The following is a 26,496-nucleotide window of genomic DNA, read 5'->3' on the forward strand; positions in this document are numbered from 1 at the left end:
CCGAGCCTGCCCTCATTCACCCCGGGATGAGTAGGGTTGCAAGCGCCGAATGCTTGATCGAACGGCCAGGCGCGCGCGGATGGCCTGCTCGATCGCGCGACGGTGAGGCTCTCAGCGAGCGTCGATGACGGATGACAAAAGACATGGCCTTCCCTGTTGGAGACGCCAAGGCCGGAATCCAGGCGCTGAGCCGATACCGCGAAACGAAAGCCGCGCGCAGTGCATTTGAACTGCTGATCACGGCGGTGCCGTTCGCGGTGCTTTGGGCCCTCATGTGGGCCGCGCTCGGCATCGGCTATTGGCTGTCATTGCTGCTCGCGGTGCCGACCGCGGCCTTCCTCATGCGCCTTTTCATGATTCAGCACGACTGTGGACATGGAGCCTTCTTCCGTCGACGCGTCATGAATGATTGGGTGGGCCGGGTCATCGGCGTCTTGACGTTGACGCCCTATGGCTTCTGGCGCCGTACCCATGCGACGCATCACGCGGCGGTCGGCAACCTCGACCATCGCGGCATCGGCGATATCGACACCAAAACGGTGAGTGAATACCTCGCGCTCGGCACCGCCGGCCGCCTTGCCTACACCGTCTATCGCCATCCGATCGTGATGTTCGGCATCATTCCAGCATACCTGTTCCTGCTGCACCACCGCCTTCCCTTTGGTCTCATTCGGGCCGGCGGACAGCCCTGGGCCAGCACCATGGGAACGAACGCGTCCATCGCGGCCGTCGTCCTGTTGATGGTGTGCCTAGTCGGGGTCGGGCCATTTCTCCTGGTGCAAGGCCCGGTGGTGCTGATCGCCGCCTCGATCGCGGTGTGGTTCTTCTACGTGCAGCATCAGTTCGAGGACACGCGATGGGCGCACGAAGAAGACTGGGACTTCCATGAAGCCGCCCTGCATGGGAGTTCGCACTATGAGTTGCCCCGTGCCCTCGCCTGGTTCACAGGGAACATCGGCGTGCATCATGTGCATCATCTGTGCAGCCGGATCCCGTTCTACCGTCTGCGCCAGGTCCTGAATGATCACCCCGAACTGGCGGGCGTCGGGCGGCTGACGTTCGTTCAGAGCTTTCGATGCGCGACGCTTGCCCTTTGGGACGAAAGACAGGGACGGCTGATATCGTTTCGCGAACTGCGGATGCGGCGTTCGAATGCGCGCTCCGCCGTTCCAAGACCCGCTGGCAACTGAAACACCGACGCCGAGATCAGCTCGGTCGCCGTGTTCGTAAGGCAGGGCCGTGAGCACCTGCAGCGCTAGAGGCACTCCGGCAGAAGACTGTGAATCGGCACGGGGTCTCGGTGCCGATCGGCGCCGAGACCCCGCGCCGATTCACAGAGATGGGTCGACAGGTGCCAAAGCCCGCCTTTGCTTTGAAGGACCGCTTCTCTATCGCGGCGTAGGTCAAGTGGGCGCGAGCTGTCGACAGCTGCAGAGTTGCAGCAGGCCGGGTCGGAGGAGGTTTTCGCGCAGCGTGGGTTAGGGTGCAGGAGGAGTTTTGCCCGGCATGAGGCCGAGCCACACGGGGTTCGTGCTTCTCTTCGGGGTCGGCACATTGGCCGCCCCATGATGGGATGAGAAGGCGGGGGTGGATCAATCTTTGGGGCGCCCTTGCCATCGCTCGGACGGCAGAGGCTGCGGACATTGCGATCTCACCCCACCCATCGTCCCCGTGGGGACCTCTTGCTGCCAAGGCAGAACTGGTTGGTGCTGGTTCTGAGCTGGCAGAGGTCAGCCGGCCTGGGCGCCGGCGGACACATCCATGCGGCTCCAGCGGAAGTCGGTGCCATCGATCCACATCCGATGGAGGATCACCGCGAGCCGCCGGGCGACCGCAACGATGGCACGCCGCATCCCGCGCCGTTGCGCCACCCGCAGGCCCCAGGCCTTGAGCCAGGACCAGGACCGACTCTGCGTCAGCATGGTCTGAGCGGCCTCGTACAGCATCGTCCGCAGCATGGCGTCGCCGCACTTCGAGATGCTGCCGTCATAGTCGGCTTCGCCGGACTGGTGGCGTTTAGGCACCAGTCCAACATGGGCGCCGACGGACTTGGAGTGGAGGAAGCGCTGGGGCTGGTCGACGGTCGCCTGGTAGGTCAGCGCGACGACTGCACCGACGCCGGGGGCCGTCATCAGCCGCCGGCAGGGGATCGTGCCGCACGAGCTCGAGTAGCATCTTGTGCAGCCTGGCGAACTCCTGGCGCATGATCCGCCGGACGACGAGCAGGGGTTCGACGATCGCCGACAGCCGCGGGAAGCCATCGACCAGCTCGCGGATCCGGGCCTCGAACCCGCCCCGAGCCACCGCACCCACCTTGAGGCCGAAGTTCCGCAGCGTGCCGCGCAGATCGCACTCGATGTCCAGGAGCTTGCGCTGGAGGAGCTTGCGGCTGGTCAGCAGCATCCGCTTCTCCTGGCTCGCCAGCGTCTTCACATGGACCGGCTTGAACAAGCCGACGCGCATGATCTGCGCAATCCCGCGCGCGTCATGGCGGTCCGACTTGTTGACCTGCTGCGCCTTCAGCAGCGACTTCATGTGCCGGGTCTCGACGCAGATCACCGGCAGGCCCGCCTCGGCCAGGCCGTTGACCAGCCACTGTGAGAGCGGTCCGGCTTCCAGGCCCACGCGGCTATACTCAACTCCGAGCGCCGTCAACAGCCCGACGATCTCGTCTGGCTCTGTCGCCACCCGATGCTCGGACACCACCTGGCCGGCGTCGTCGACGACGCATACCGACGTCTCCTTCACCGACACATCAAGGCCAACGAAATGTAGCATCATCGCGCTCCTTCCCCGATGTCTGAGGTCGAACCGACCTCCTCTGCATCGAATGTGAAGGGGCTGCGCGCTTCCGACATCAGTCGAGCCGCAGCCGCCGCGATACACCATCTTCGGGGGGCAAAGCGCCGTGGAGACAGCCGAAAGCGAATGGGCGCATTTGGGTCGATGCCATGTTGGCACTCTCCCATTGACTCTGCTAGTTCGCACCCTAAATCGAACTTGAGCGGCGGTGGGCAGGGGCTCCACCAGGCTGCCCCCGCCACGCTTCGGCAACCGTTTCATATTCATGGGGTGCAGCTGTGAGTATGACATCCAACGATCCCTTCGACGCGCTCTTCCGATTCCAGAGGGCCCTTGAAGCACGTCTCGCGAGCGATTGGCTCCGAGACGCGACCACCAGCACGGGGCCCTTTCCACCAATCAACGTCTTCCGACAGGGCGATGATTTCGTCGCTATCATCGAATTGCCGGGCGTCAGTAAGAGCGACCTTGAGATCCAAGCTAAGGAGAATGCGCTTCGCATCGCAGGCAGGAAATCAGTCAGTTATGTCGAGGGCGCGAGTATTCACCGTCGTGAGCGAGTTGGAGGCGAGTTCGATCGGACACTCTCGCTTCCCGTGGGAATCGATCCGGACGGCATAACGGCCGAGTATCGCGACGGTGTGCTCGCTCTGTTTATTCCGATAGCTGAGCGCGCAAAACCGCGGACCGTCCAGATCACGTAACCATGCATCGCCCTTGAAGATCGCCAACCCCAACTCGGGAGCGCAACCATGGTTTCCAAGCAAGAGCTTCAGGTCCAGCAGAAGCGAGAGGTCGAGAAGAGAGAGGAGGTCACCGTCCCCTCCCGAGTGTTCTTGCCGACCACCGACATCTATGAAACTCAGGACGCTTTGAACGTCGTTATGGACATGCCCGGGGTGCAGAAAAAAAATATTGACGTGGCCATTGAGGATGGCGTCCTGAGAGTGAGCGGCCGAATCGATTTCGACAAATATGAAGAGCTTCAGCCGATCTATACTGAGTACAACATCGGCCACTATTCGAGAAGCTTCCGTCTTTCGAGCAAAATCGATCAGACCAAGATCAGCGCGGAATTGAAAGATGGCGTGCTTTCATTGGTCCTGCCGAAGGTGGAGGAAGCAAAGCCGCGCGCTATTTCGGTCGCCTGACTATAAGGCAGCTGTCTGACACGCGAGCGAGCCGGCAAAGTGCTCGCCCGCGGCCGGTCGCCTGTCATGTCGTAGTCGCGGAGTTGCACACCGCGCCGAGCCTGAGCCTCTTGAACGCCCTGCGCGCCGTCCTTCGCTCTATGTGACGAGAGATAGGCCGATTACACCGCAGCAGATAGTCCGCCCGTCGACCGTGCGCGGTAGGCAGTGAAATGCTGATCTCCAACACGTTAGCAATCCCGCAAATGCCTGGCAGACCCGCCATAGGTCAGCGAAGGGGCTTGCGAACCCGGCGTTGCCGTCAGGCCCTCTAGGAGGGCCCCCATTTCCGATCACGACTGGCGTCCGGCCGGGAGCCCGGCCCCACCGGCCACGCTGGCGAACACTCGATCGTGGATGGCCATGCCGGCGAGCATCGCAACGACGAACACCGTCTTCGTCGGCAGGTCGAAGCTCTGCTCCAGGATGGGCCGGGAGCGGCGGCGCAGGATCAGGGTCCCGACCGCGGACACCGCCACCGCGCCACCGAGCACGAAGGCGAGGCTCGGATCCTAGCCACCCGCGACATCAAGGAATCCGCGGACCCGGGCCGGGTCCATCATGCCGGACATCGCGAGTCCGAGCCCGAAGATCAGGCCGGCGACCGGAGCGACCCCGATCCCCCCGATCATGGCAGACCTCCCCAGCGCATGAGGGTGGCGGTCGCGATGCCGGTGGCGAGGGAGGTCGCCACGGCCACGATCGACCGCGGCGAGAGTCGCGCGAGACCCGCAACCCCGTGACCGCTGGTGCAGCCGGAGCCCATCCGTGTCCCGAACCCGACCAGAAGTCCGGGCGCCACGAGGAGAAGCAGCGAGCCATGATCACCACTGTCCGCGAGGCTGCCTATTCCAAGCGGTTCTGTGCAGATGAGGCATTACTCTTGGGCGACTACGCCACTCGCTCCTATCGGGAATGCGCGAGCCCAAGGCAGCGTGCTTCTCGCTGTCAGGCAGTCGTGCATCCTGCAGCTCGACTCGATCTTCACATCCTCGCAAAGCTCAAGGCGGTGCCTGCGGCTCGTTTCTGCAATGTTGAATCCCTTCCTTCGCCCGAACTCCGAATCATGATGTCGTTGGTCGGGTGCGCCGGCGGCGGGGGAACATGGCTCGGACAACGACATTGGCGCTTCTGGGCGACCTCATGCTCGGCCGCGGCGTGAGCCGGGCATTGCGCCACCGGCCCCCCGAATGGTTCTGGGGCGATGTCCTGCCCATCCTCCGCCGGGCCGATGCGGTGCTAGCCAATCTCGAAAGTCCGATCACAACCGCCAGCCGGCGCCGAAGCTGGAAGATGTTCCACTTCCGGGCCGATCCGGAGGCCGTCCGGATCCTGGACTGCGCCGCCGTCCGCTTCGTGTGTCTGGCGAACAACCACATGCTGGACTTCGATGAGCGCGGGTTGCTCGACACCATGGCCGCGCTCGACACCGCGGGCATTCGATATGCGGGCGCGGGGCGAAACGCTGCCGAGGCGGCGGCCCCGGTCATGCTCGATCTGCCGGAGTTGAAGCTCGGACTGCTCGCGGCGACCGACAACATGCGCGCCTTCGGCGCCGGCCCCGATCGCCCGGGGACGAACGTCATCGAATTCAGGGAGGACTCCGCCGGCCTCGATTGGGTCGCCCGCTCGGTCGACACGCTGCGGTGCGCCGGCGCGGCTGTCGTGCTGCTGTCGCTGCATTGGGGTCCGAATATGCGCCTGTCGCCGAGCCGACGTTTCCGGCGGTTCGCGCATGCCGCGATCGAGCGCGGCGTCGACATCATCCACGGCCATTCCGCGCATGTGGTCCAAGCAGTCGAGCGGCATCGGGGCGGCATCATCCTCTACGACACCGGGAACTTCATCGACGACTACTGGAAGTTCCCGTTCCGCCGGACGTTCTGGTCGTTCGTCTTCCTCCTGGACATCGAGGGTGATCGGCTCGGGCGGCTCCGGCTGGTGCCGGTCCACATCCATTCCTCGCCGCTCGGCCTGGCGAAGGGCGAGACGGACTGGGCTATCAGGACGCGGATGCAGTCCCTTTGCGCCGCCTTCGGCACCCCCGTCCTCGATACTGCGGAAGGGCTGGAGATTCCGATCTCCCGATGATGTCGGCGACGTTTCCGCAGGCGCTGACATTGTCGAACCGACCTTGAATTGCAGGGTCGAGTGACGGCATCGGCAACGACAACAGATGGAATAATCGGCCGGTAGGCAATTGATCCTGGTGGTTTACACTGCCAGACGGTCTCGTACATTCTGCGGCAGCACTGCGCGCAACTGCGGCTTGCTCTTTTGCCTGTCGGGCGACCGCAGGAACCGACCACGAAAGTCTGGACACCATGAACCGCAGCCTTGAGCGGCTTCCACAGGAACCGGTGGACCGGTTTACCAAGCCGTTCACGCGGTTCCTTCGCATCGAGGCTACGGCCGGTGCCGTCTTGCTGCTCTGCGCCCTCTTGGCCCTGGTTCTCTCCAACTCCTCCTGGTCGACGTCGTTTCTCGCTGTGTGGGACATGCAGGCCGGTTTCCGGCTGCGCGGCTTCGAGTTCTCCCGCTCGCTGAAGCACTGGATCAACGATGGGCTGATGACGCTGTTCTTCTTCGTCGTCGCCCTCGAACTGAAGCGCGAGATGGTCCTGGGAGAATTGCGCAACCCGCGCATGGCGGCTCTGTCCATCGCCGCGGCTCTTGGCGGAATGGTCGTGCCGGCGGGCCTCTTCCTGTTGCTGGAAGGCGGCGGCAAGGGCGCCCACGGCTGGGGCATCGTCACGGCGACCGATACCGCCTTCGTGATTGGCTGCCTCGCAGTCCTTGGATCCCGCATTCCGCAGAGCTTGCGGCTGTTTCTCCTGTCGCTGGCGATCTTCGACGACATCGGCGCCATTGTGGTGATTGCGATCGGCTATGGCGGCGCTTTGGATTGGGCCGCTCTCGGAGTGGCAGGGCTGGGACTTGCGGTCGTCGCGGGGATCGCGCGCCTCGGCGTCCGGAGCTTCCAGATCTATTTCGCGATCGGCGGTACGATCTGGCTGGCCCTTGACGCATCGGGCATCCACCCGACGCTCGCGGGCCTTGTCCTGGGCCTGATGACCCCGGCGCACAGCTGGGTGAGCGACAACCGCTTGCGCGCGATCCTGAGTCGCGTGGTCGCCTATCCTCCGGGGAACCGCTGGAGCGGCGATACGACGGACCGGCGGGATCTCCGCCGCGCGAGCATCGCTTCCCGTGAAGCCTTGTCTCCCATCGAGCGTCTCGAGATCATCCTTCACCCTTGGGTGGCATTCACGATCATGCCGCTCTTCGCGCTGGCGAATGCCGGTCTGGCGATCTCCCCCGAAGACATGGGCGGAACCCTCGGGGTCGCGATGTTTGCGGGTTTCGTGTTCGGCAAACCCATCGGTGTGGTGGCTTTCAGCTGTCTGGCCGTGAGCCTCCGATTTGCGGTGCGCCCGCCCGAACTGCCTTGGAGCGTGCTGGCGGCAGGCGCTCTCCTGACCGGCATCGGTTTCACGATGGCGCTGTTCATCGGCGAATTGGCCTTCGATTCCAGCCTGCTCAACGCGGCCAAATTGGGCATTCTGGGCGCCTCTGCCGCCTCCGCGGCATGCGGATTGCTGGCGTTGGCATGGCTGACGTCTCCCGCCTGGCGGTGACCCGGATCAGACCGATCCTTCAGCCCACACCCTTGAAGTCCCCCGCCGAATTGCTGAACTCGCGACATCATCTCCATTGCAGCTCCCGCGCGCTGATCGCGAACCACCTGGAAGCCGGAAGACATGTGTTAGGATCCGTTTTGAAGGGCTGCGCACCCGCACTTGAACGATGATGGCGGGATACACAGGCAGGTGTCCGAAGGCTCCCCGGCCCGGAGGCTTTATGTGGATCCTGGAGGATCGCGGGCTGGCTGGTGATCGTGGGTCCGGCCAGGCGCTGAATGACGAGTTCGACTGCGAAGGTTTGCTGTGCGGCCGGATTCTTTGGCTGCAGATCCCCAGGATCAGGCGGTGCGTGACAAGAACAATCCGGAGCCGGCGCTGCGGCAGCGGCAACTCTGCGGCCTGACGATCATTTCGAGGATGCGGCCGACGGGCCCTGATCGCTGGGAAGGTGGTTCATTCTACAACTCGCATGATGGGAAAACATACGGTGTCTCAACGGAACTCAAATCCACCGATGTGCTCATTGCGCGAATCTATGCGGGGATCCCGGCTCTCGGCGAGACCAAGAGCCTTCAACGGATTCCACACGGCACATTGGAAGGTTGGTGATGAGATATTCGGCAGAATCCAAGAATTGATGCCGCCACGATTGCATTTGCATCGTGTCTTGGAGGAAGGGCGCGCCTGCTTCCTTCTGTCGACCTCACGCCGACGAGTCAGTTCGCAAGACCTCCGCACTGAGATTCGAGCTCGCGGAACGCACTAGAGAATGCGCCGAGCTGGTACTCCTGAGTCGCCCCGTCATGCCGCTCCAACTTGAAAGGCCTGCCGATCTTCGCGGAGTCGAACAGTTTCTTGGAATGCTTAGGCGATAGGATAATGGAATTGGAGCCATCTTCGGCCATAAGAGCGACGCTTTCGCGATTTTGATTGATTGTAAGATATCCAATGGGCGCCGATATAGCGCCACGGCTGCTATCAGCGCGACCAAATTTGAAAAATACGGTCATCGACAGATCAGGGGCTTTGCAGACGAAATTGACAGAGTCCTCCTCGTCGCGATGCTCTCTTATTGCCAGCGTTACGAAATTTCCTCCCAGGTCTTTCGTGATCTGACCAACATATTCAACCGTCTCATAAGACTGAGAGTTCCCGGCAACTGGACTCAGGACAGCAATGCCGATGCATGCAAAACACGTCCACTTCATCTCTGCCTCACTGAGGCCGTATCAGCCGCACTATCACTGACCCCATCGTCTTCTCCATTGAGCACACAATCACGTCTGGGAGACGCATCGCTCAAACCCAAGATTTAGTCTTCGCATCATGGCCACAACATGGGGTAGCTTCTGCTGTCATCGCACCACTAGGCTAGGCGCGGCACGAACTTCGCACGGCCCTCGCTGAGGCGGGCGATCTGGCGAATCTCCGAAAGGCCGAGGAGATAGGACACCACGGACTCGCCGCCCCGGTTCTCGTTCAGGCGGTCGGGATGCAGGCCATCACGGCAACTGCCGGTTTCCGGATCGACCAGAGACAGCGACAGGTCGTTGCCGCCGAGGAACCAGGCGAAGGCTCGTGCCGCGCCGGCTTTCCATTCGGCGTCGTCATCCGCCCGCCACGCCGCCAAGCACGCCGAGATCGCCGCCGCGGCCTCCAGGGGCTGCTGATCGAAGGGCTGCGGCGCCGTTCGCTTGTCGCCGAAGCTGTCCGACCCGACCGGGCGGAACACGCCTGCCGGCGTCGTCTGCAGCGCCATCAGCCAGTGCAGGGTTCGCAGGCCGGCATCGACAAAGCTCAGCGATCCGGTGGCCATTCCGGTGACGATCAGAGCCTGGGACAGGCGCGCATTGTCATAGGCCAGCCCCTCCTCGAACCACACCCAGTCCCGGGTCTCGACCGCCGCCAGGATCGCCATCAGCCGCTCGGCCAGATCATGCCGGACCCGCTCGGCCAGAGTGTCCTCAGGCACCACCGCGCAATATCCGTCCAACCCGAGCAGGGCGAAGGCCCAGGCGCGCGGCGATCTGAAGCCCTCGACCGTCGGCAGCGCTTCGGCAAACAAGGCCGTCGCCCAGCGCCGGCGCGACGGGCTGGCGTCGCCACGGGCGCATTCGCCCAGAGCCCAGAGGGTCCGCCCGTGGCTGTCCTCGGAGCCGCTGTCCTCGAGCCAGCGGCGGTCGAAGCTCATGAAGTTGCGGAACCGCTTGGTGTCGGGGTTCCACGCATGCTGGACGAAGGCGGCCAGACGGGCCGTCAAGGGCTCGGGCAGGCGCGGGTCGTGGGGGGTGTTGAGCGCACATGCCACCAGCAGCGCGCGGGCATTGTCGTCGATGCAATAGCCGTGGGAGCGATCGGGCACCGAATGGACCGCGTGCTGGAACAGCCCGGTGTCGTCGCACATCGACAGGAAATGGCCGAGCTCCAGCTCCGGCGCGGCGAGGCCGTCTCCCGACGGCTCGAATCGGTCCGGCTGCGCAATCACCCTGAAGCGACGCACTCGCTGGGCACGCGCGAAGACGGCCAGGTAGCGTTCCGCGGTTCGCGGCCAGGTCATCGACCGGCTGGTGGCATAGGCGCGCCTGCGCATCGCCTGCCGCCGGACGTCGTCGGTCAGCAACCCCGTGATCTCGCGGCCGATGGCCTCGGCATCGCCGAACGGAACCAGGATGCCGCGTCCTTCGGCCAGCAGTTCCCGTGCGTGCCAATAGCGTGTCGAGACGACCGCCTTGCCCAGCCCGAAGCTGTAGGCCAGGGTGCCCGAGGTCATCTGCGCTTCGTTGAGGTAGGGCGTGACGTAGACGTCGCACATGGCGATGAAGTCGAGCAGCGTCGCCCGGTCGACGAACTGGTCGAGCAGGACGACATTGTCCTCGACGCCACGGTCGCGCACCCGGTCCAGCAGACTTTCGCGATACGCCTCGCCCTGGTCGCGGACGAGATTGGGATGCGTCGCGCCGAGCACGACATAGACCGCATCGGCACGGCTTTTCAGGATCGAGGGCATGGCATCGATCATGACCTCGATGCCCTTGCTGGGGGAGAGCAGGCCGAAGGTGAGGATGACAGGCCGGCCGGCAAATCCGAGCTTGGACTTCGCCTTGTCGGGTTCGACGAAGGCGACATCGGGGATCCCGTGCGCGATGACCTCGACCTTGTCCGCCGGCACCGCATAGACCCTCCGCAGCAGCTCCCGGCCTTGCTCGGCCATGACGACCACCCTCGACGACAGCTCGATGACCCGGTTCAGGACGACGCGCTGCATCGGTGTCGGCTCGGACAGAACCGTGTGGAGCGTCGTGACGATCGGCATGGTCAGCCGCGACAGCAGCGCGATGATGTGGCCGCCGGCTTCACCGCCGAAAATGCCGAACTCATGCTGGAGCGAGACGACGTCGAATTGGCCGGCATTCAGACAATCGGCCGCATGGACGTAGTCCTCTATCCGGTCATCCTTGACCTGCAGGCGAACAGCGGCCGGGTAGTCATAGGCATGACCGTGGTCGGTCATCGCCACGATGCAGGTGTCCGCCGCCGCGATCGCCTGCTGCAGGTCGGTCGTGAAGGTGGCGATCCCGCAGCGGCGGGGCAGCGAGTTTCCGATGAATGCCAGACGGCTCGGCTGGGCCATGATCGTACCTCCTTCGGTCGGTCGGCGAATCCACCCCTGTTCCGTGACGGCCGTGCGGGGCGATCCGGACCTTCAGAGGACAGGTGCGGCACCGAGCGCGCGTTGAATGGCGCGGGCCAGGTCGGCCTCCCGAAACGGCTTCTGCATCACCACCGCGTCCGGCCTGAGCGCTTGGACAATCGACGAATCGCCGCTGACGAACACGTGCGGAACGGGCCCGGTCCGGAGTATTTCCTCGACGGCCGCGACGCCGCTGCCGGTGCCCAATCGCGCATCGACGATCATCAGGTCCGGCCTGCACCGCGCGGCCGCGGCCACCGCATCCGCCTCGGTGGCCTCGATCGCGCAAACCTCATAGCCCATCCCGCCGAGCACTTCGGCCAACAGCACGGCGATGACGGCTTCGTCTTCCACGAGCAGGACGCGGAGCGCTGCCATTTGGTTCATGTCGCCTCCGGCACTGTCTCGGTTCGTCCAGACTCATAACCATAGCCGGCGCGAGATCGCCGAGGGCAGGCTCGGAAACTACGCAGACCCACTCTGTCGCCGCGCTCTTGGCCGCCGCCACTCCCATCAGCAGGTCGCTGCCGCAATGCGGTTGTGATAGCATCGGGATGTTCCTCCTATTGGGAGGCAACCCCGTGAGGCCCATGCACCATGCCGGCAAGCCGTCCGCAGCGGGCCGGAGCGGTCCGGCCGCGACCGAGCCGGCGTGCCTCGCAGCCGCTATCCGGGGATTTCCCGGTCGTCGGAATCGGTGCCTCGGCGGGTGGCCTCGATGCCTGCAGGAAGCTGCTGGATGGCCTGCCCACTAAGACCGGCATGGCCTTCATCCTGGTCCAGCATCTCGATCCGACCCATGAAAGCATGATGGTGGGGCTGCTGGCCGGCCACACGACGATGACCGTGCGGCAGGCCATGGACGGAATGCCGATCGAGCGCGAGCACCTCTATGTCATCCCCCCCGGGACCTACCTGTCGGTGGGCGATGGGGCCCTGCACCTCTCACAACCCCAGGCGCGTCACGGCGCGCGACTGCCGTTCGACTTTCTGCTGCACTCGATGGCGGAAGCCTACGGTCCGCGGGCGATCTGCGTGATCCTGTCAGGAACCGGGGCCGACGGCAGCCTCGGGCTGAAGTCGGTGAAGGAGACGTCCGGGCTCGTCATCGCGCAGGACCCCGACGAGGCCGGCTATGACGGCATGCCGCGGAGCGCGATCGCGACGGGGGCGGTCGATCTTGTGCTTCCCCTGGCCAGGATTCCCGATGCGCTCGCGAAGCACGACCGGAGGATGAAGGGCATTCCTGGGCCCGACGGTTCGGCACCGCAGGATGCCGCGCAGATCCAGCTGCCCCGGATCATCGATCTTCTGCGGACCAGGACCGCCCATGATTTCACGCTGTACAAGCCGGGGACGCTGCAGCGCCGGATCGAGCGGCGCATGGCGATGGCGTCGATCGGGACCGCCGACATGGGCCGGTATCTCGAGATCCTGCAAAGCGATCCCCGCGAGCTCGACCTCCTGGCCAGGGACCTGCTGATCAACGTCACCAGCTTCTTCCGGGACCCGAAGGTGTTCGATCTCCTGGCCAAGGAGATCGTTCCCGACCTGGTCCGCAACCACTCACCCGACCACCCGTTGCGCATCTGGATCGCCGGGTGCAGCACCGGCGAGGAGACCTATTCCCTCGCCATGCTGTTCCGCGAAGAGATCACGGCGACGAGGCCCGGCCTCAAGCTGCAGGTCTTCGCCTCCGATGTCGATCCGGATGCCATCGCCGGGGCTCGCGAGGGGTTGTACCCGGAGACGATCGGGTCGGAGGTGCCGCCGGCCCGTCTCGCCCGCTTCTTCTCGAAGGAGGACCACGGCTATCGGGTGTCGCCCGAACTGCGCGCGGCAGTCGTTTTCACGGTTCAGGATGTGCTGGCCGACCCGCCCTTCTCGCGCATCGACCTGGTGTCCTGCCGGAACCTGCTGATCTATCTGCGCCCCGAGGCCCAGGAGAAGGTGGTCTCGCTGTTCCATTTCGCGCTGCGCGAGGGCGGCATCCTGTTGCTCGGCTCTTCGGAGACGATCGGGAGCCCCGACGGCCGCTTTGACGTGATCTCCAAGCCGGAGCGGCTGTATCGGCACATCGGCCGCAGCCGGCCGGGCAACCTCGGATTTTCGGCGGGTGCCGGCGACGGCGTCCGGGTCCCGGCGCGCCCGGGACAAGGCCCGGCGCCCTCACGCCAGGCCGTTCTGGCCGAGCTGTGCCGGCGGCTGGTGATGGAATCGTATGCGCCGGCGGCGGTCCTGATCAACCGCAAGCATGAGTGCCTGTATTCCCTGGGGCCGACGGACCGCTATCTGCGCATGGCGCCGGGGCACCCGACGCACGATCTGCTGGCGATGGCGCGGGAGGGCATGCGCACCAAGCTCCGCGCGGCGATCCAACGGGCCGGTCACGAGAATGCGCGCATCGTCGTCGGCGGCGGCCGGACCGATCACGACGGTCATCCAGCCGCGTTCAGCATCGCCGTGCAGCCCGTCCAGAGCGAGGGCGAGGAGCTGCTGCTGATCTGCTTCATCGACGAGCCGAAGCCGGAGCGCGAAGCAGGACGCCCGGCCTCCCCAGGACGCGGTCCGCGGTTCGCCGAGCTCGAGCAGGAGCTCGAGGCCACGAGGGCGGAGCTGCAGGGCGCCATCCGCAACCTCGAGATTTCGACCGAGGAGCAGAAGGCGATCAACGAAGAAGCCCTGTCCGTGAACGAGGAATACCAGTCGACGAACGAGGAGCTGATCACCTCGAAGGAGGAGCTGCAGTCGCTGAACGAGGAGCTGACCGCCCTGAACAGCCAGCTCCAGGAAACGCTGGAACGACAACGCACGACCTCCAACGACCTGCAGAACGTGCTGTACAGCACCGATGTCGCGACGCTCTTCCTCGACACCAGCCTCAACATCCGCTTCTTCACGCCCGCCACCAGATCGCTGTTCAACGTCATCCCCGGCGATGTCGGCCGACCGCTCGCGGATCTCCATTCGCTGGCGGCCGACGGCGCCCTTCTGTCCGACGCCAGGGCGGTGCTGCAGACCCTCGCGCCGATCGAACGGGAGATCGAAGCGCAGAGCGGCGCCTGGTATGTCCGCCGCATCCTGCCCTATCGCACCCAGGACAGCGGGGTCGAGGGCGTCGTCATCACCTTCGCCGACATCACCGAGCGCCGGCACACGGCGGACGCGCTGGAGGCGGCCAGGCGGCAGGCGGAGCTGGCGACCGCGGCGAAGTCGCGCTTTCTCGCCGCCGCCAGCCACGACCTCCGCCAGCCGCTGCAGACGCTGGCCCTGCTGCAGGGGCTGCTGGCGAAGAGCGTCGACGGGGAGAGGGGGCGGAAGCTGGTCGCGCGGCTCGACGAGACGCTGGGTGCCATGACCGGCATGCTGAACGCGCTGCTCGACATCAACCAGATCGAGGCCGGGACCGTCTGCGCGGAGAAGGTCCATTTCCCGGTCAACGATCTGCTGGAGCGGCTGAAGGACGAGTTCACCTACCATGCGCAGGCCCAGAGGCTCGCCTTGCAGGTGGTCCCGTGCGGCCTTTCGATCCACAGCGATCCACGTCTGCTGGAGCAGATGCTCCGCAACCTGCTGTCGAATGCGCTGAAATACACCAAGCAGGGTAAGGTGCTGCTCGGCTGCCGGCGGCGCGAGGGGATGTTGAGCGTCGAGATCTGGGACACCGGGGTCGGGATCCCGGTCGGGGAGTTGCAGACGATCTTCGAGGAGTACCATCAGCTCGACAATGCCGCGCGCGAACGGAGCCGCGGCCTCGGCCTCGGACTTTCCATCGTGCAGCGCCTGGGGAACCTGCTGGGTCATCGGGTGCGTGTCCGCTCCCAGCTGGGCAAGGGCTCGGTCTTCGCCGTCGAGATCATGCTGCCGCAAAGCGAGGCGGGGCCGTCGCGCGAGCCGCAGCGGCACGGCAGCGACGACCGGATCGCGGAAAGTGTCCACCGCACCGGCGCGATCCTGGTGGTCGAGGACGATCCCGAGGTGCGCGAGCTCCTCGAACTTCTCCTGAAGGACGAGGGCCACCGCGCCGCGGCGGCACCAGACGGCACCGCCGCGCTGGAGCTGGTGGCGCGGGGCACGATCCGGCCCGACCTCATCCTCGCGGACTACAGCCTGCCGGGCGGCATGGATGGGCTCCAGGTCACCGCGAAGCTGCGGGACAGGCTTCGCCGCCAGGTTCCGGTCGTCATCCTGACCGGTGACATCTCGACCGCCACCTTGCGCGACATCGCCCGGCAGGACTGTGTGCAGTTCAACAAGCCGGTGAAGCTGAAGGAGTTGGCGCAGGCGATCCAGCGCATGCTGGCGACGGCGCCGTCCTCGGCGCATCCGCACACCGCAAGCCCCGCCGAAGGGGCCGGCGACCCGGGCGAACCGGTCGTCTTCATCGTCGATGACGACAGCCATGTGCGGGACGGGATTCGCAGCGTGCTCGAGGAGAACGGCCGGATCGTCGAGGACTATGCGTCTTGCGAGGCCTTCCTCGAGGCCTATCACCCGGGCCGTGCAGGCTGCCTTCTGGTCGATGCCTACCTGCCCGGGATGAACGGGCTCGAACTGCTGCAGTGGCTGAGGGATGCCGGCCATCGGCTGCCGGCCATCATGATCACCGGCAACAGCGACGTACGCATGGCGGTCCAGGCGATGAAGGCCGGTGCGTCGGACTTCATCGAGAAGCCGGTCGGGCGGAGCGAACTGCTCGCCGGCGTCGAGCGGGCCGTCGAACAATCGCGCGATGCGAACAAGCTGGCCGCCTGGCGGGAGGCCGCGGCCAACCACGTCGCGGGGCTGAGCGCGCGCCAGCGCCAGATCATGGAGCTGGTCCTCGCCGGCCAGCCCAGCAAGAACATCGCCGCGGATCTCGGCATCAGCCAGCGCACGGTCGAGAACCATCGCGCCGCGATCATGAAGAAGACAGGATCGAGGTCCCTTCCGGCGCTGGCCCGACTGGCGCTGGCCGCTGCCTGGACCGGCGCCGACGAACCGCTCACCTGACCTGGTTTTCCAGCCTCAGCCGCGCGGCGACAAGTCGACAGGGTTTGTTGCATTCGCAGAGCGAGTGACGAACAGCCGACAGATCTTCGGAAAATACTCAGCCGGCCACAATCGCTTTGCAAATCGACTTGTGTCGTCCCCACCTGAATTGTGCCGCCGGGCGAATCCAGCGCCGGCGGGGCACAGGTCATCCGGCCAATTCGGGTGCGGCGTCGAACTCCGGCATGCGCATGACAGCATCCTCTCCCTCGGACGGGCGGCCCGTTCAGGCGGGCGGCATCAGCCCGCAAGTGCGGCAGCTGGCCGAACAGCTGCTCGCCACCGGTTTCGACAAGCTTTCGGAGCGGGAGTGCCGGGTGATCGCCGGTGTCGCCCAGCGCGCCCAGGTCAGCCGGAACGTCAATCACGCCTTCGAGGAGAGGCGCACCTTCGGCGACCGGCTCGCCGATCGTGTCGCGACCTTCGGCGGCTCATGGGTGTTCATCACGCTGTTTCTCACAACGCTGGCCGGCTGGGCTCTGTTCAACAGCGCGATTCTGGCCGGGCTTGTCGAGGCCTTCGATCCCTATCCCTACATCTTCCTCAACCTCCTGCTCTCGATGCTGGCCGCGCTGCAGGCGCCGATCATCATGATGTCGCAGAACCGCCAGGCGGCGCGAGACCGCGTCGCCGCAGGTCTCGATTATGAGATCAACCTGAAGGCCGAGGTCGAAATCATGGAGCTTCACGAGAAGCTGGATCGGATCCGCTCGCAGCATCTCGAGGAGCTGCTGCGCGCCCAGCAAGAGCAGCTCCGGCTGCTGACGCGCCTGGTCGACGGAGGCGGCGCGGTGTGAGTACATTCCGAGCCTGCCGACGCCGCGGCCTTCCCGCTACGCTCGGAAATGTCGAAGGCGTGGAATTTCGAAGCCTCGCGACGGATGGCTACAGCCCCGCTTGGAGAACGCTGTCATGGACAAGGATCGGATCGCCGGATCGGCGAAGGAGATCAAGGGCTCGGTCAAGGAAACCGTTGGCGCGGCGACAGGCGATGCCAAGCTGCAGGCCGGCGGCAGGGTAGACAAGGCTGAGGGCAAGATCCAGAACGCCGTCGGACGCGTCAAGGACGCGATCAGGCATGCGCTGAGGATGTAGCGGCGCTCCCGACTCTCGCACGGCGATCATCGTCTGATGGGGCAATGGCAATGGGCACAATTCTGATCGTCATCCTGCTGATCCTGCTGTTCGGCGGTGGCGGCTACTACGCTCACGGCCGCTATGGTGGTGCAGGACTCGGCGGCGTCCTCGGGTTGGTTGTTCTCGTTGTCGTGGTGCTCTGGCTTCTCGGCGGCCTGGGCGGCAGGATCTAGTCGACCGTCACTGATCTGAGGCAAGACTCCGATGCCTCTCGGGCGGGTCTGAGTAGTTTCCGAGCCTGGCGCCACCATTTCGCTGCCGATTACGCTGCGCTTGGTTGTTCGAAATCTCTGGACCATCGGTACCCGGCCCCTCGGTCAAGTGCGCCGGATGCCGATGCGATGCGGGCGCAAACCGGACATCACCGACAGCATGCCGATCAACGTCGGCGACATGAATCCGGAACGAGGGCGGCCGAGCCAGGCGGCTTGCGCCGCCCTCCTCGAGAGGTATGCCAGAGCCTCGGCACCGTCGTGCCGATCATCCTGGTGGCGGCCACGACTGAAGGATGCTTCTCAATGTCCACCATCACTGCCGCGACAGAGCGGCAATTTCTCGCGACCGTGGTCCCCTGCATCCGGGATCTTCGCCGCCTCGCGAACTTCCTGACGCGAAACCCCGCCGACGCTGACGATCTCGTTCAGGACACGCTGTTCCGTGCAGCCCGCAAGCTCCACCTATGGCAGCCGGGCACCAAAATGATGGCCTGGCTCGTCGTGATGATGCGCCGACTCTACCTCTCGCATTTCATCGACAGCAAGCACAACCGAGCCAAGACGATTCCGATCGACGACTGGGATGCCAGCACGCCGGCGACGCAAATGCAGACGGTCGAAGTGATGGAGGTTGCGGCGCGCTGGCAGAATCTCTCGAAGGACCATCGAGAGGTTCTCGACGTGGTGGCGGTCTGGGGTGCCTCCTACGAGGAAGCTGCGGAGCATTTCCACATCCCGACGGGGACGATACGGTCCCGGTTGGCCCGGGCCCGAATCCGCCTGCGAGACGACACGGGAGCGGCACGCCGCGCGGCCTTCAGACCAGACGTCCAATTGCGATCGCCTGGTCCGAGGCGTCCACCAGATCCATCAATCGGGACGGGTTGAAGTCGGGGTCGTCGTCGTCGAGCAGGGCAACGGCCAGCGTGCAGACGATCGCGCTCTTCTCGTTGTCGGACATCGGGACCTCCGAATGCATGATCAGCTGCCGCAGCCATGTCGCCAGCTCCACTGGCGACATTCTCTCCTCGCGGACCTGATCGAGCATCGCCCGGGTCATACGGGCGGCGCATTCGAACCTTGCTCGGTCACTGAGCGGTGTGATTTTGGGCGTCGGCGAATGTTTCATCGGTTGGTGGGTAACGGAGCAAAGCCCTGTTCCAATCTTTGTGCCCTCCGGCGGTTTTATTTTTCGGGTCGCGCGAATGTGACGGCCTCACTGACCGATCCATGGATTTCGGAAGAATTCGTCCGGGATGCCGAGTTACGTGGGCATTCGCTTCGGCCACCCCGGAGTCCGGCTCATGAAGGGACGGATGAGATGATGTACCTTTCCCCCCGGCCCTCGCAGCGCGTCCTGGTTCTCGGCCGATCGCCGGCGGTCAACCAGAGTGTGGTGGGGCCGCTTCTCGCGCTCGGCATCCCAGTCCAGGGGTCGACCGATCCTGAGGAAGCCGCCCGACAATTCGACGCTGCCGATTTCGACCTGATCGTCTTCGGGCGTGGCGTCGTCGGGCCGTTGAGCGAGCGGTTGACGCGTGACTTTACCCTGCAGAATCGCGACATCCGATGGATCGCCGCCGTCGCCCCGGCGGCGGTCAGGCAGATCCTCTCGGCGCTCGATCACGATCCGCGGCTGCCCCGACACGCCATGAACTTCCGGGTGATGGAGGACGGCCCGGACTGCCTGGTGCGGGCCACGGTCCTGACGCCCTGCACCGTGACCATCGAGATTTACCATCACCCCGGCGCGGGCGCCCCCGCCGCCGGGCTTGTCGACCGATCCGAGACTGAGCCCGGCCCCTTCGAGCGTCGGGTCGCGGGCCGTCATCTCGAACAGGCGCACACGCTCCTGATGACGCTGGGTGGGAACGAGTACTTCCTGCACCCGATCAGTTCGCCTCCGACACAGACGGCTTCGGAAGAACAACCTCCATCTTCGCCACGGAAGATCAACTGAAAGCAAGAGACGGGGTTTGATCCTCAGTGGGTTGCTCACGTCTTCGTCATCAATGCAAGAAAAAGGAATTCGAGATGCTTGCCCTCATTCGAAAAGTCGCCATCGTGACCGGGGCCAGTTCCGGAATTGGCCGCGCGACCGCGTTGTGGCGGATCGGCCGCCGCTTGTCGTTTGTAAATCGGCATGGGGTCCAAACGCCGATCGGGGCGGCAAGGGCCAATTTCACTCGATACTGAGGGGTCCCGACCTTGCGCCTACTCACACTTGGGGACCAAATTGCTCGGCGCCTCCGACTTACGCTCTGGAGGGCCATTTCCGTGCGGGGTAGAAGCTATAACCCAAATGATCCATAAAATATTATGTAATCCGCTTGACTCTCCCGAGCTCGCTCAGGCTTTATATCCCCATCCACCATGCAGTCGTGGATCATAGTGGATAGGTTATGGTTCGAAATCGTTAAGGCTGGTGCGGATTGCTCCGCAGCAGGCGACGCAACGCTAGAATTTCTATTACTCGAAATACTTCAAATCCACTTGCCCGGCCTGTCGATCCCCAGCTAGGCAAATCTGTTGCGTCGACTTTTTGCAGGAGAGATTCGTGATAGCCTATAGAGCTGTAAGGCTGGCCGCGATCAGCACCGTCGATCATGAAGATGACACGGCGCCTCCTCAGTCGATTCTTCGGCCCGATGTCCACACCACAGACCGTGTCGCTGTCGCCGCGCCACCGCCGATGCCGTCCAAAGGAGATGTGCCGCTGATCTCGATCATCGATCCCCGCACCCTCAACCGGGACAGCTTGGCGCGGGCGCTCGAGGTGACGGAGAGCCGGTTCCGCAGCCACACATTTGCCTGCCTCGGCGACTGGCTGCAGAATGAGCAGATCCGTGAGGAGACGGTGGCAGTGCTGCTGGGCATCGGCGCGACGGATGCGGACGATCCGGGTCTGGCGGAAGACATTCAGCTCCTAGCGCGGGAGTTCGGCCACATCCCGGCGATCGTGATGGGAGACGTCGAGGACCCGTTCCATGTGCTCAAGATCCTGGGACACGGCGCCCGGGGATACATTCCGACCAGCGTCAGCCTGCCCGTTGCCGTCGAGGCCATCTCGCTTGCCCGGGCCGGCGGCCTGTTCGTGCCGGCCAGCAGCCTGATGCAATCCCAGCGGACGCCATCTGAACGATCCCAGGCCCCTTCCTCCGTGGTCCAACTGCTCACCGAGCGGCAAGCGGCCGTCGCCGAGGCGATTTCCATGGGCAAGGCCAACAAGATCATCGCTCTTGAGCTGAACCTCTGCGAGAGCACGGTGAAGGTCCATGTCCGCAGCATCATGAGGAAGCTTCAGGCCCGCAATCGCACCGAGATTGCCTTCAAGCTCCACAATTTGGCGCCGCGCCGGGCCGGCCCCGCCAAGGCCTGGTCACCGGCCATGGCCGCCTGAGCCGACAGGCGGAGTATGTGCCAGCAGTAGATGGCGCTCCGTCCAACCAGCCGGACCCCAAGCGCGGCGGCGCGGCGTGCGGTAGTCTGCGCACCGAGACCTGCTGGTTGGCTGGCACATCCAATTGATCACCGCCTCGCGAGATCGATGGCGGACATTGATGGCGGCTCAAGCCAACTGTCAAGCACTTCGGGGTTCAGGGGCGGAATTCGTCCTGGCTGGGTCTTGATAGATGCCAATTGATAGCGGCCAGCCGCGCAATCGTGTTAAATTCAAATAGATATTGCGCGCCCCGTGTTTGGGTGGCGTCGTCAAAAGGCCTTGCGCCGATGAATAAGCCTGCGCCGATCGTCCTGCGACGTCTCGCCGCCATCTTCAGCGCCGATGTGGCCGGCTACACCCGCCTGATGAACATCGATGAGGCCGGCACACTCCGTCTGCTCGGCTCCCATCGCGAGGTGATGGATCGCCTGATCGCGCAGTATGGTGGGCGCGTCGCCAACACCGCGGGCGATGGCCTGCTTGCTGAATTTCCGAGCGCCGTCGATGCGCTCCAATGCGCACTCGGCATCCAGGAAAGAATTGCCGCGGTGAATGAGGAGGTGCCAGAGGAGCGCCAAGTCACCTTTCGCATGGGTATTCACGTCGGCGAGGCGATGGTCAGGAGCGGCGACCTCTTTGGCGACGTAGTGAATGTCGCTGCGCGAATGCAGGGCTTGGCACAGCCAGGATCGGTGTGCGTGTCGGGCGCGACGTTTGACTATGTGCACACGGGGCTATCGTTGGACTTCGACGACCTCGGCGCGCGGCACGTCAAAAACCTTGAAGCGCCCGTCCGCGCGTACTTGGCGCGTCCGTCCGGGCGCCCGCTATCACGAGCTCTTCCGCCTGTTCATCGCCGCGCGGAAGCACATCTGGCGCGGCGCTTCCATGAGCTCTGCCATGCTGCGGCATTGAAGGTCACGCACACAGACGATCTCCAGCCGAGGGAATTCGGAGTCATCGCATCGGTGCATGACGCTCCCGGGATCGACCAGGAGCGGCTGGCCGAGCGGATGGGCCTCAATCTGGCGACCGCCCGACGGATTGTTAAGCGCCTTGAGGGCCGGGGCGTCATTGAGCGTTCGCGGCAGGTGACCGGCGGGCGCTCCCGAGTGCTTGGTGTCACGCCGGTGGGCGCAGAAATTCTTCAGCGCATGCGCCCAGCCATCCGCGCCGCCCACGACCGTATCATGGCTCCGCTTTCGGAACGCGAGCGAGAAATACTCACCGAACTTCTGGCAAGGGTCATTAAGACCAGGGACATCAAGGCCAGCAACGGTTGATAAAGGACATCCGCAAAGCTTCCTTGTTGACCTGATTTAAGGCCTAATGGACGTGTGGCTCCGGCCTGATACACTCGGGTTGCTCCAGGCCGAGGAAATGAATGTGCTCGGGCTGTCACCCGACACACGGCCTTGCGGCTATAGTATTTCTACCCGTACTGACAGGCTCGGGAAGGAACGCACGGAGCGTAAGGGTCACCCGAGAGGGTGGCCCTTCACGATCGGCGATCCTCTGGCGCGCAGCGTCACGCACTTCGCTCAGAACATGCCGAGCTGGGTACTGACAACCCGCGCACGTCGGCACCCGATGGCCTCCGCACCTATGCCAACCCGCTGGGAATCGCCGACCGCATCGATCGTGGCGTCGTCGTCGACCGCGTCACCAACGTCTTCGAGTAGCCCGGTACCTGCCGGATGCCGGATGCCGTGTAGAGCTGACGGGACCTGGATGGGCCGCCGCCATGGCCTGGTGGCGTCGCCGCAAAGCCCACGGGGACGGCAGCCGGCCGTTTGACGCGGGCTGCGACGGTGTGCAAAGCGGTGATTGCCGGAAGATCCGACCTTCGGTACGAGAGACTGCTTAGGGTCACGTGCGATCAGGTCCGCTTCGAAGAGCCGAATGCGTTGGCCGGTTTTGGGCATCCTACTCGGGCCGACTTGATCGGGAAGGGGCCGGATCCAGCCAATTCGGTCTATGTCCGCTGTCGGAACGCCGGCGCTGTGGCCGCATATGGCGCTCTCCAGAAGCGCGATCGCCGAGCCGACGACGGCAGGAGCATCCGGGTCACGACCGGCAAGATCGTTGGAATAATCTGTCTGTTTCATGAAGGCCCGCTCGGGATTACCTCAGCTCACGCGAGCGGAGCGGCACGAGGCCTGAGCCCATCCGCAATCACCCAATGTCCCGAATTCGTCATCCCCATGACGACTGCGAGCCGGACGGCGCGAGCACTCTGGTCCTAGGGTCGACACCTTCTGCAATCTCCGCGACCTAGGAGACCCGCCTTGCTCTCGACGGCCGCATGACCGGCGCGCTGAAACTCCTGACTCTCGCCGGCTATGTAGCGCTCCTGCTGTGGGGCGTGCACATGGTCTCGACCGGGGTGATGCGGGCCTTCGGCTCGGATCTGCGCCGGGTGCTGGGCCGGAGCCTGCGCTATCGCCTCAACGCCTTCCTGGTTGGGCTCGGGGTGACCGCCGCGCTCCAGAGCAGCACCGCCACCGCGCTGATGGCGACGTCGTTCGTCGCCTCCGGCGTGATCGGCCTGGCTCCGGCGCTTGGGGTGATGCTCGGCGCCAATGTGGGCACCACCCTGATCGTGCAGGTGCTGTCATTCAAGATCGCCCTGGTCGCGCCGATTCTGATCCTGGTTGGCGTCATCGCCTTCAAGCACGGCGGCCGCACCCGCACCCGCTATCTCGGCCGGGTCTGGATCGGTCTTGGGCTGATCCTCCTGGCGCTGCACCTGCTGGTGGTGGCCATCGAACCGGCGGCCGAGGTGCCGTCGGTGCGGGCGGTGTTCGGCGTCGTTGCCTCGGCCCCGGCGCTCGGCGTGCTGATTGCGGCCGGCCTGGCGTGGGCCGCCCATTCCTCCGTCGCGGTCGTGCTGCTGGTGATGTCGCTCGCCGGGGCCGGGGTGATCGAGCCGGCGGCGGTGGTCGCGCTGGTGCTGGGCGCCAATCTCGGCAGCGCGATCAACCCGGTGCTGGAGGGCGCCGGCAGTGGCAACCCTGCCGTCCGCCGGCTGCCGGTCGGCAACCTTCTGATCCGCGTCGTAGGTCTCGTCGTCGCGCTGCCGCTGGCCACCCTGGTCGCCGACCTGCTGCTCTGGCTGAATCCTGACCCGGCGCGCCTGGCCGCCAATGTCCACACCGCCTTCAATCTCGTGCTCGCCATTCCCTTCGTCATCGCCCTGCCGGCGGCGGCAAGGCTGCTGGAATGGCTGCTGCCCGACCGGCCGGAGAACCTTCAGGACCCGGGCGCGCCGCTCCATCTCGACGAGGGCGCCCTCTCCGACCCGCACCTTGCCTTGGCCAACGCCGCCCGCGAGACTCTGCGCATGGCCGACATCGTCGAGGGCATGCTGCGCGGGGTGGTCGATGCCTTTCAGGCCGACGACCGCAGGCGCGTCGCCGAGATCAGCCGCATGGACGACGGCGTCGACGGCCTGCACCGCGCGATCAAGCTGTATCTGACGAGGATCAGCCGCGACGGCTTCGATGACGAGGCCGGCCGCCGCTATTCCGACGTGCTCAGCTTCGCCATCAACCTCGAGCACATCGGCGACATCATCGACAAGAACCTGATGGAGCTGGCGGCCAAGAGGGTGCGGTTCCGCCTGGCCTTCTCGGCCGAGGGCACTGAGGAGATCCGCGCCATGTGCGAGAGGCTGCTGGCTAACCTGAAGCTCGCCGTCGCCGTATTCATGACCGGCGATGCCCACGCGGCAGCCAGGCTGATCGCCGAGAAGGAGGTGTTCCGCGAGCTCGAACGCCACGCAACCGAGACGCACTTCCTCCGGCTGCGCGAGGGCCGTCTCGAAAGCATCGAGACCAGCTCGTTGCATCTCGACATCCTGCGCGACACGAGGCGCATCAACTCCCACATCTCCGCCGTCGGTTACCCGGCGCTCGATGCCGCCAACGGTGCCCGCCCGATGTCGGTGCAGGAGCGGTCATCTGGCTGGGCCGAGGCGGCGTTCGACGGCGGCGGCTAGCGCAAGCGCCGGGGCTGAAGAGGCCGCTCGGAGCATAGTGCCATGACGGTGTCGGGTTTCGTGCCCCGGCACCATGCCGGCGTACCGAAGAACGATGTGCAGACAGACACTTACGGCGCCGCCTCGCAGAGGTGGTGTCAGTCTTTCATCTTGCTTTCGCGCGGCCCCTCCCGCCCCGAGCCCGCCCACCTGCGATCCCTCAAATCCAATCTATCGGTCTCCAGACCCTCGAAACCAGAGAGCGGCCGGCCGTTTCGACCGCTCTCCGAGCCTCGATCCGGCCTCTCAATCGCCGTTTCGGAACGCGTTTTCGGCGCTGGGAAGGTCATCGAATTCGCGCATGACGAGCATCATCTGAAGCCTGCGGGAGCGGTCGACGATGCAGGTCGCGACCCGATATCGGCCGCGGAAGATGCTCAGGATGCGCACCCGATCCGAGCCGTCGAACTCGTCGTCATCGAAGCTCTCATGAGGTCCGAGATCGCGTTCGGCGATGCGTCCGTCCCAGATGAATTCGCCCAGTTCAGCAGCGACGAACCGCTCGACCACGGCGTCAAGTCCGTCGCGTCCGAACTCGATCTCGAGATCACGGACGAGCTGCGGGAAGCGGTCGAACGAAGCGTGCGGATGATCGAAAACGTGCATCGGTTCCTCCGTCATTGAGCCGTCCTCCTCGTCGAGGACATCTTCCGGGAGCAGCCGGCGGAGGCTCCGTCAGGGACGCCGAAGGCGCCGCGAAGCGGGGCGTGGGGGAGCCGAATTGCGATAGCAATTCGGGGGGACCGCGCATCCTTGACGGAGCCTCTGCCTCCGGCTGGTAGGATGGGGAGGCCGAGACGAAGCCCCTGTCACGGCGGTGCCGATGGGCCGCGGCTCTGTCGGCCGGAGCTGCGATTCCTGGCGAGAAAGCCGCCCCCGCGAGGTGCGAGGGCGGCGGGCCCGAGGCTCAATCGATCGGGTTCCAGATCAGGGCGAAGACGTCCGGGTCGTCCTGTCCGGCGGCGCGGCCGAGATTGGCGTAGAGCTTGCGGGGGCCGAACTCGGGGGCGGCGAGCGACAGGCTGACATAGGGCTTGCCGGAGGCCTCGCCGGTGCGGATCCAGCCGGCGCCGATCTCGACGCCTTGGGTGAGGACGCGGAAGTCGGGCTGGGTGTCGCCGGACTTCGAGCTGTTGGGGACGATGTCGATCTCGGCGCGGATGGAGAGGGTTTTGACCTGGCCCTTGTAGCCGCCGGTGGCGAGCTTGGTGACGTGTCCGATCGCAGACATGGTGTGTCTCCTTCTGAGTGTCGCGGGGGCCTGTCCCGCCGCGATGGCGGACCGTCGCGGGCGAGACCGGGCGG

The 26,496-nt window shown here is 64.9% G+C and carries 24 protein-coding genes and 1 pseudogene; 15 read left to right on the plus strand and 10 right to left on the minus strand.

Features of this window, described 5'->3' with window-relative positions; genetic code table 11:
- Positions 1–143 precede the first annotated feature (143 nt).
- Positions 144–1,190, plus strand: coding sequence for a fatty acid desaturase (locus tag FFK22_RS28355; RefSeq protein ID WP_138889761.1), 1,047 nt, complete (start codon positions 144–146; stop codon positions 1,188–1,190).
- A 540-nt stretch (positions 1,191–1,730) separates the two neighbouring features.
- On the opposite strand, the pseudogene FFK22_RS28360 reads toward FFK22_RS28355, so the two are convergent.
- A pseudogene (locus FFK22_RS28360) lies at positions 1,731–2,778 on the minus strand (IS110 family transposase).
- A gap of 308 nt (positions 2,779–3,086) precedes the next feature.
- Here FFK22_RS28360 and FFK22_RS28365 point away from each other — a divergent pair.
- Together FFK22_RS28365 and FFK22_RS28370 are read left to right on the plus strand one after the other, a co-directional pair.
- Positions 3,087–3,506, plus strand: a complete 420-nt coding sequence (locus tag FFK22_RS28365) for an Hsp20/alpha crystallin family protein (protein WP_138889762.1) — start codon at positions 3,087–3,089, stop codon at positions 3,504–3,506.
- A gap of 48 nt (positions 3,507–3,554) precedes the next feature.
- Positions 3,555–3,953 (plus strand): Hsp20/alpha crystallin family protein, encoded by a 399-nt coding sequence (locus FFK22_RS28370; protein WP_138889763.1) that lies wholly within the window; start codon positions 3,555–3,557, stop codon positions 3,951–3,953.
- Between the two features lie 332 nt (positions 3,954–4,285).
- On the opposite strand, the gene FFK22_RS44000 is transcribed toward FFK22_RS28370, so the two are convergent.
- Genes FFK22_RS44000 through FFK22_RS44865 form a run of 3 tightly spaced genes read right to left on the minus strand, consistent with a single transcriptional unit; the run spans position 4,286 to position 4,863 of the window.
- Complete coding sequence (locus FFK22_RS44000; RefSeq protein ID WP_221938927.1) at positions 4,286–4,471, minus strand: hypothetical protein; 186 nt, start codon at positions 4,469–4,471, stop codon at positions 4,286–4,288.
- A gap of 33 nt (positions 4,472–4,504) precedes the next feature.
- The gene (locus tag FFK22_RS44550; RefSeq protein ID WP_306770184.1) at positions 4,505–4,624 is read right to left on the minus strand and encodes a DUF6691 family protein; all 120 of its coding nucleotides are present in this window, start codon (positions 4,622–4,624) and stop codon (positions 4,505–4,507) included.
- Entirely contained in the window at positions 4,621–4,863 is a 243-nt protein-coding gene (locus FFK22_RS44865; RefSeq protein WP_138889813.1) for a YeeE/YedE family protein, read from the minus strand. The genes FFK22_RS44550 and FFK22_RS44865 overlap by 4 nt, the downstream gene beginning before the upstream one ends.
- Before the next feature lie 251 nt (positions 4,864–5,114).
- Here FFK22_RS44865 and FFK22_RS28385 point away from each other — a divergent pair, with 251 nt between their 5' ends.
- From FFK22_RS28385 to FFK22_RS28395, 3 genes are all read left to right on the plus strand, one after another.
- Positions 5,115–6,083 carry a CapA family protein gene (locus tag FFK22_RS28385; RefSeq protein WP_221938929.1) on the plus strand — a complete coding sequence of 323 codons (969 nt, stop codon included), beginning with the start codon at positions 5,115–5,117 and terminating at the stop codon, positions 6,081–6,083.
- 233 nt (positions 6,084–6,316) lie between these two features.
- Positions 6,317–7,630, plus strand: a complete 1,314-nt coding sequence (gene nhaA / locus FFK22_RS28390; protein ID WP_138889764.1) for a Na+/H+ antiporter NhaA — start codon at positions 6,317–6,319, stop codon at positions 7,628–7,630.
- A gap of 351 nt (positions 7,631–7,981) precedes the next feature.
- Complete coding sequence (locus FFK22_RS28395) at positions 7,982–8,245, plus strand: DUF2147 domain-containing protein (RefSeq protein WP_186002700.1); 264 nt, start codon at positions 7,982–7,984, stop codon at positions 8,243–8,245.
- 107 nt (positions 8,246–8,352) lie between these two features.
- Here the strand turns inward: FFK22_RS28395 and FFK22_RS28400 are convergent, their stop codons facing one another.
- From FFK22_RS28400 to FFK22_RS28410, 3 genes are all read right to left on the minus strand, one after another.
- Positions 8,353–8,844: a hypothetical protein gene (locus tag FFK22_RS28400; RefSeq protein ID WP_138889766.1), complete on the minus strand. Its 492-nt coding sequence runs from the start codon at positions 8,842–8,844 to the stop codon at positions 8,353–8,355.
- Positions 8,845–9,002: 158 nt separating this feature from the next.
- Positions 9,003–11,267, minus strand: a complete 2,265-nt coding sequence (locus FFK22_RS28405) for a glycosyltransferase family 4 protein (protein WP_138889767.1) — start codon at positions 11,265–11,267, stop codon at positions 9,003–9,005.
- Positions 11,268–11,339: 72 nt separating this feature from the next.
- On the minus strand, positions 11,340–11,714 hold the full coding sequence (locus FFK22_RS28410; RefSeq protein ID WP_221938930.1) for a response regulator: 375 nt from the start codon (positions 11,712–11,714) through the stop codon (positions 11,340–11,342).
- Between the two features lie 210 nt (positions 11,715–11,924).
- On the opposite strand from FFK22_RS28410, the gene FFK22_RS28415 reads away from it, so the two are divergent.
- The 5 genes from FFK22_RS28415 to FFK22_RS28435 all read left to right on the plus strand — a co-directional run bounded on the left by FFK22_RS28415 (position 11,925) and on the right by FFK22_RS28435 (position 18,598).
- Positions 11,925–16,319: a chemotaxis protein CheB gene (locus tag FFK22_RS28415; RefSeq protein ID WP_138889768.1), complete on the plus strand. Its 4,395-nt coding sequence runs from the start codon at positions 11,925–11,927 to the stop codon at positions 16,317–16,319.
- Positions 16,320–16,435: 116 nt separating this feature from the next.
- Entirely contained in the window at positions 16,436–17,155 is a 720-nt protein-coding gene (locus tag FFK22_RS28420; RefSeq protein ID WP_306770185.1) for a DUF1003 domain-containing protein, read from the plus strand.
- Between the two features lie 115 nt (positions 17,156–17,270).
- A complete protein-coding gene (locus FFK22_RS28425; protein WP_138889769.1) occupies positions 17,271–17,453 on the plus strand; it encodes a CsbD family protein in 183 nt (60 codons plus the stop codon).
- Positions 17,454–17,503: 50 nt separating this feature from the next.
- Positions 17,504–17,668, plus strand: coding sequence for a DUF3309 family protein (locus tag FFK22_RS28430; RefSeq protein WP_138889770.1), 165 nt, complete (start codon positions 17,504–17,506; stop codon positions 17,666–17,668).
- A 345-nt stretch (positions 17,669–18,013) separates the two neighbouring features.
- Positions 18,014–18,598: an RNA polymerase sigma factor gene (locus FFK22_RS28435; protein ID WP_186002701.1), complete on the plus strand. Its 585-nt coding sequence runs from the start codon at positions 18,014–18,016 to the stop codon at positions 18,596–18,598.
- Here the strand turns inward: FFK22_RS28435 and FFK22_RS28440 are convergent.
- Positions 18,528–18,758: a hypothetical protein gene (locus FFK22_RS28440; RefSeq protein ID WP_138889772.1), complete on the minus strand. Its 231-nt coding sequence runs from the start codon at positions 18,756–18,758 to the stop codon at positions 18,528–18,530. The genes FFK22_RS28435 and FFK22_RS28440 overlap by 71 nt on opposite strands.
- A gap of 273 nt (positions 18,759–19,031) precedes the next feature.
- Here FFK22_RS28440 and FFK22_RS28445 point away from each other — a divergent pair, with 273 nt between their 5' ends.
- From FFK22_RS28445 to FFK22_RS28460, 4 genes are all read left to right on the plus strand, one after another.
- Positions 19,032–19,670, plus strand: coding sequence for a hypothetical protein (locus FFK22_RS28445; RefSeq protein WP_138889773.1), 639 nt, complete (start codon positions 19,032–19,034; stop codon positions 19,668–19,670).
- Positions 19,671–20,267: 597 nt separating this feature from the next.
- A complete protein-coding gene (locus tag FFK22_RS28450; RefSeq protein ID WP_138889774.1) occupies positions 20,268–21,110 on the plus strand; it encodes a response regulator transcription factor in 843 nt (280 codons plus the stop codon).
- Positions 21,111–21,439: 329 nt separating this feature from the next.
- Positions 21,440–22,435, plus strand: a complete 996-nt coding sequence (locus FFK22_RS43255; protein ID WP_186002702.1) for an adenylate/guanylate cyclase domain-containing protein — start codon at positions 21,440–21,442, stop codon at positions 22,433–22,435.
- Positions 22,436–23,457: 1,022 nt separating this feature from the next.
- Positions 23,458–25,152, plus strand: a complete 1,695-nt coding sequence (locus FFK22_RS28460; RefSeq protein ID WP_138889775.1) for a Na/Pi cotransporter family protein — start codon at positions 23,458–23,460, stop codon at positions 25,150–25,152.
- A gap of 285 nt (positions 25,153–25,437) precedes the next feature.
- Here the strand turns inward: FFK22_RS28460 and FFK22_RS28465 are convergent, their stop codons facing one another.
- Positions 25,438–25,812: a hypothetical protein gene (locus FFK22_RS28465; protein WP_138889776.1), complete on the minus strand. Its 375-nt coding sequence runs from the start codon at positions 25,810–25,812 to the stop codon at positions 25,438–25,440.
- Positions 25,813–26,098: 286 nt separating this feature from the next.
- Positions 26,099–26,422, minus strand: coding sequence for a DUF736 family protein (locus FFK22_RS28470; protein WP_138889777.1), 324 nt, complete (start codon positions 26,420–26,422; stop codon positions 26,099–26,101).
- Positions 26,423–26,496 lie beyond the last annotated feature (74 nt).

Source organism: Mycobacterium sp. KBS0706, assembly GCF_005938675.2.
Taxonomy (GTDB): Bacteria; Pseudomonadota; Alphaproteobacteria; order DSM-16000; family Inquilinaceae; genus Inquilinus.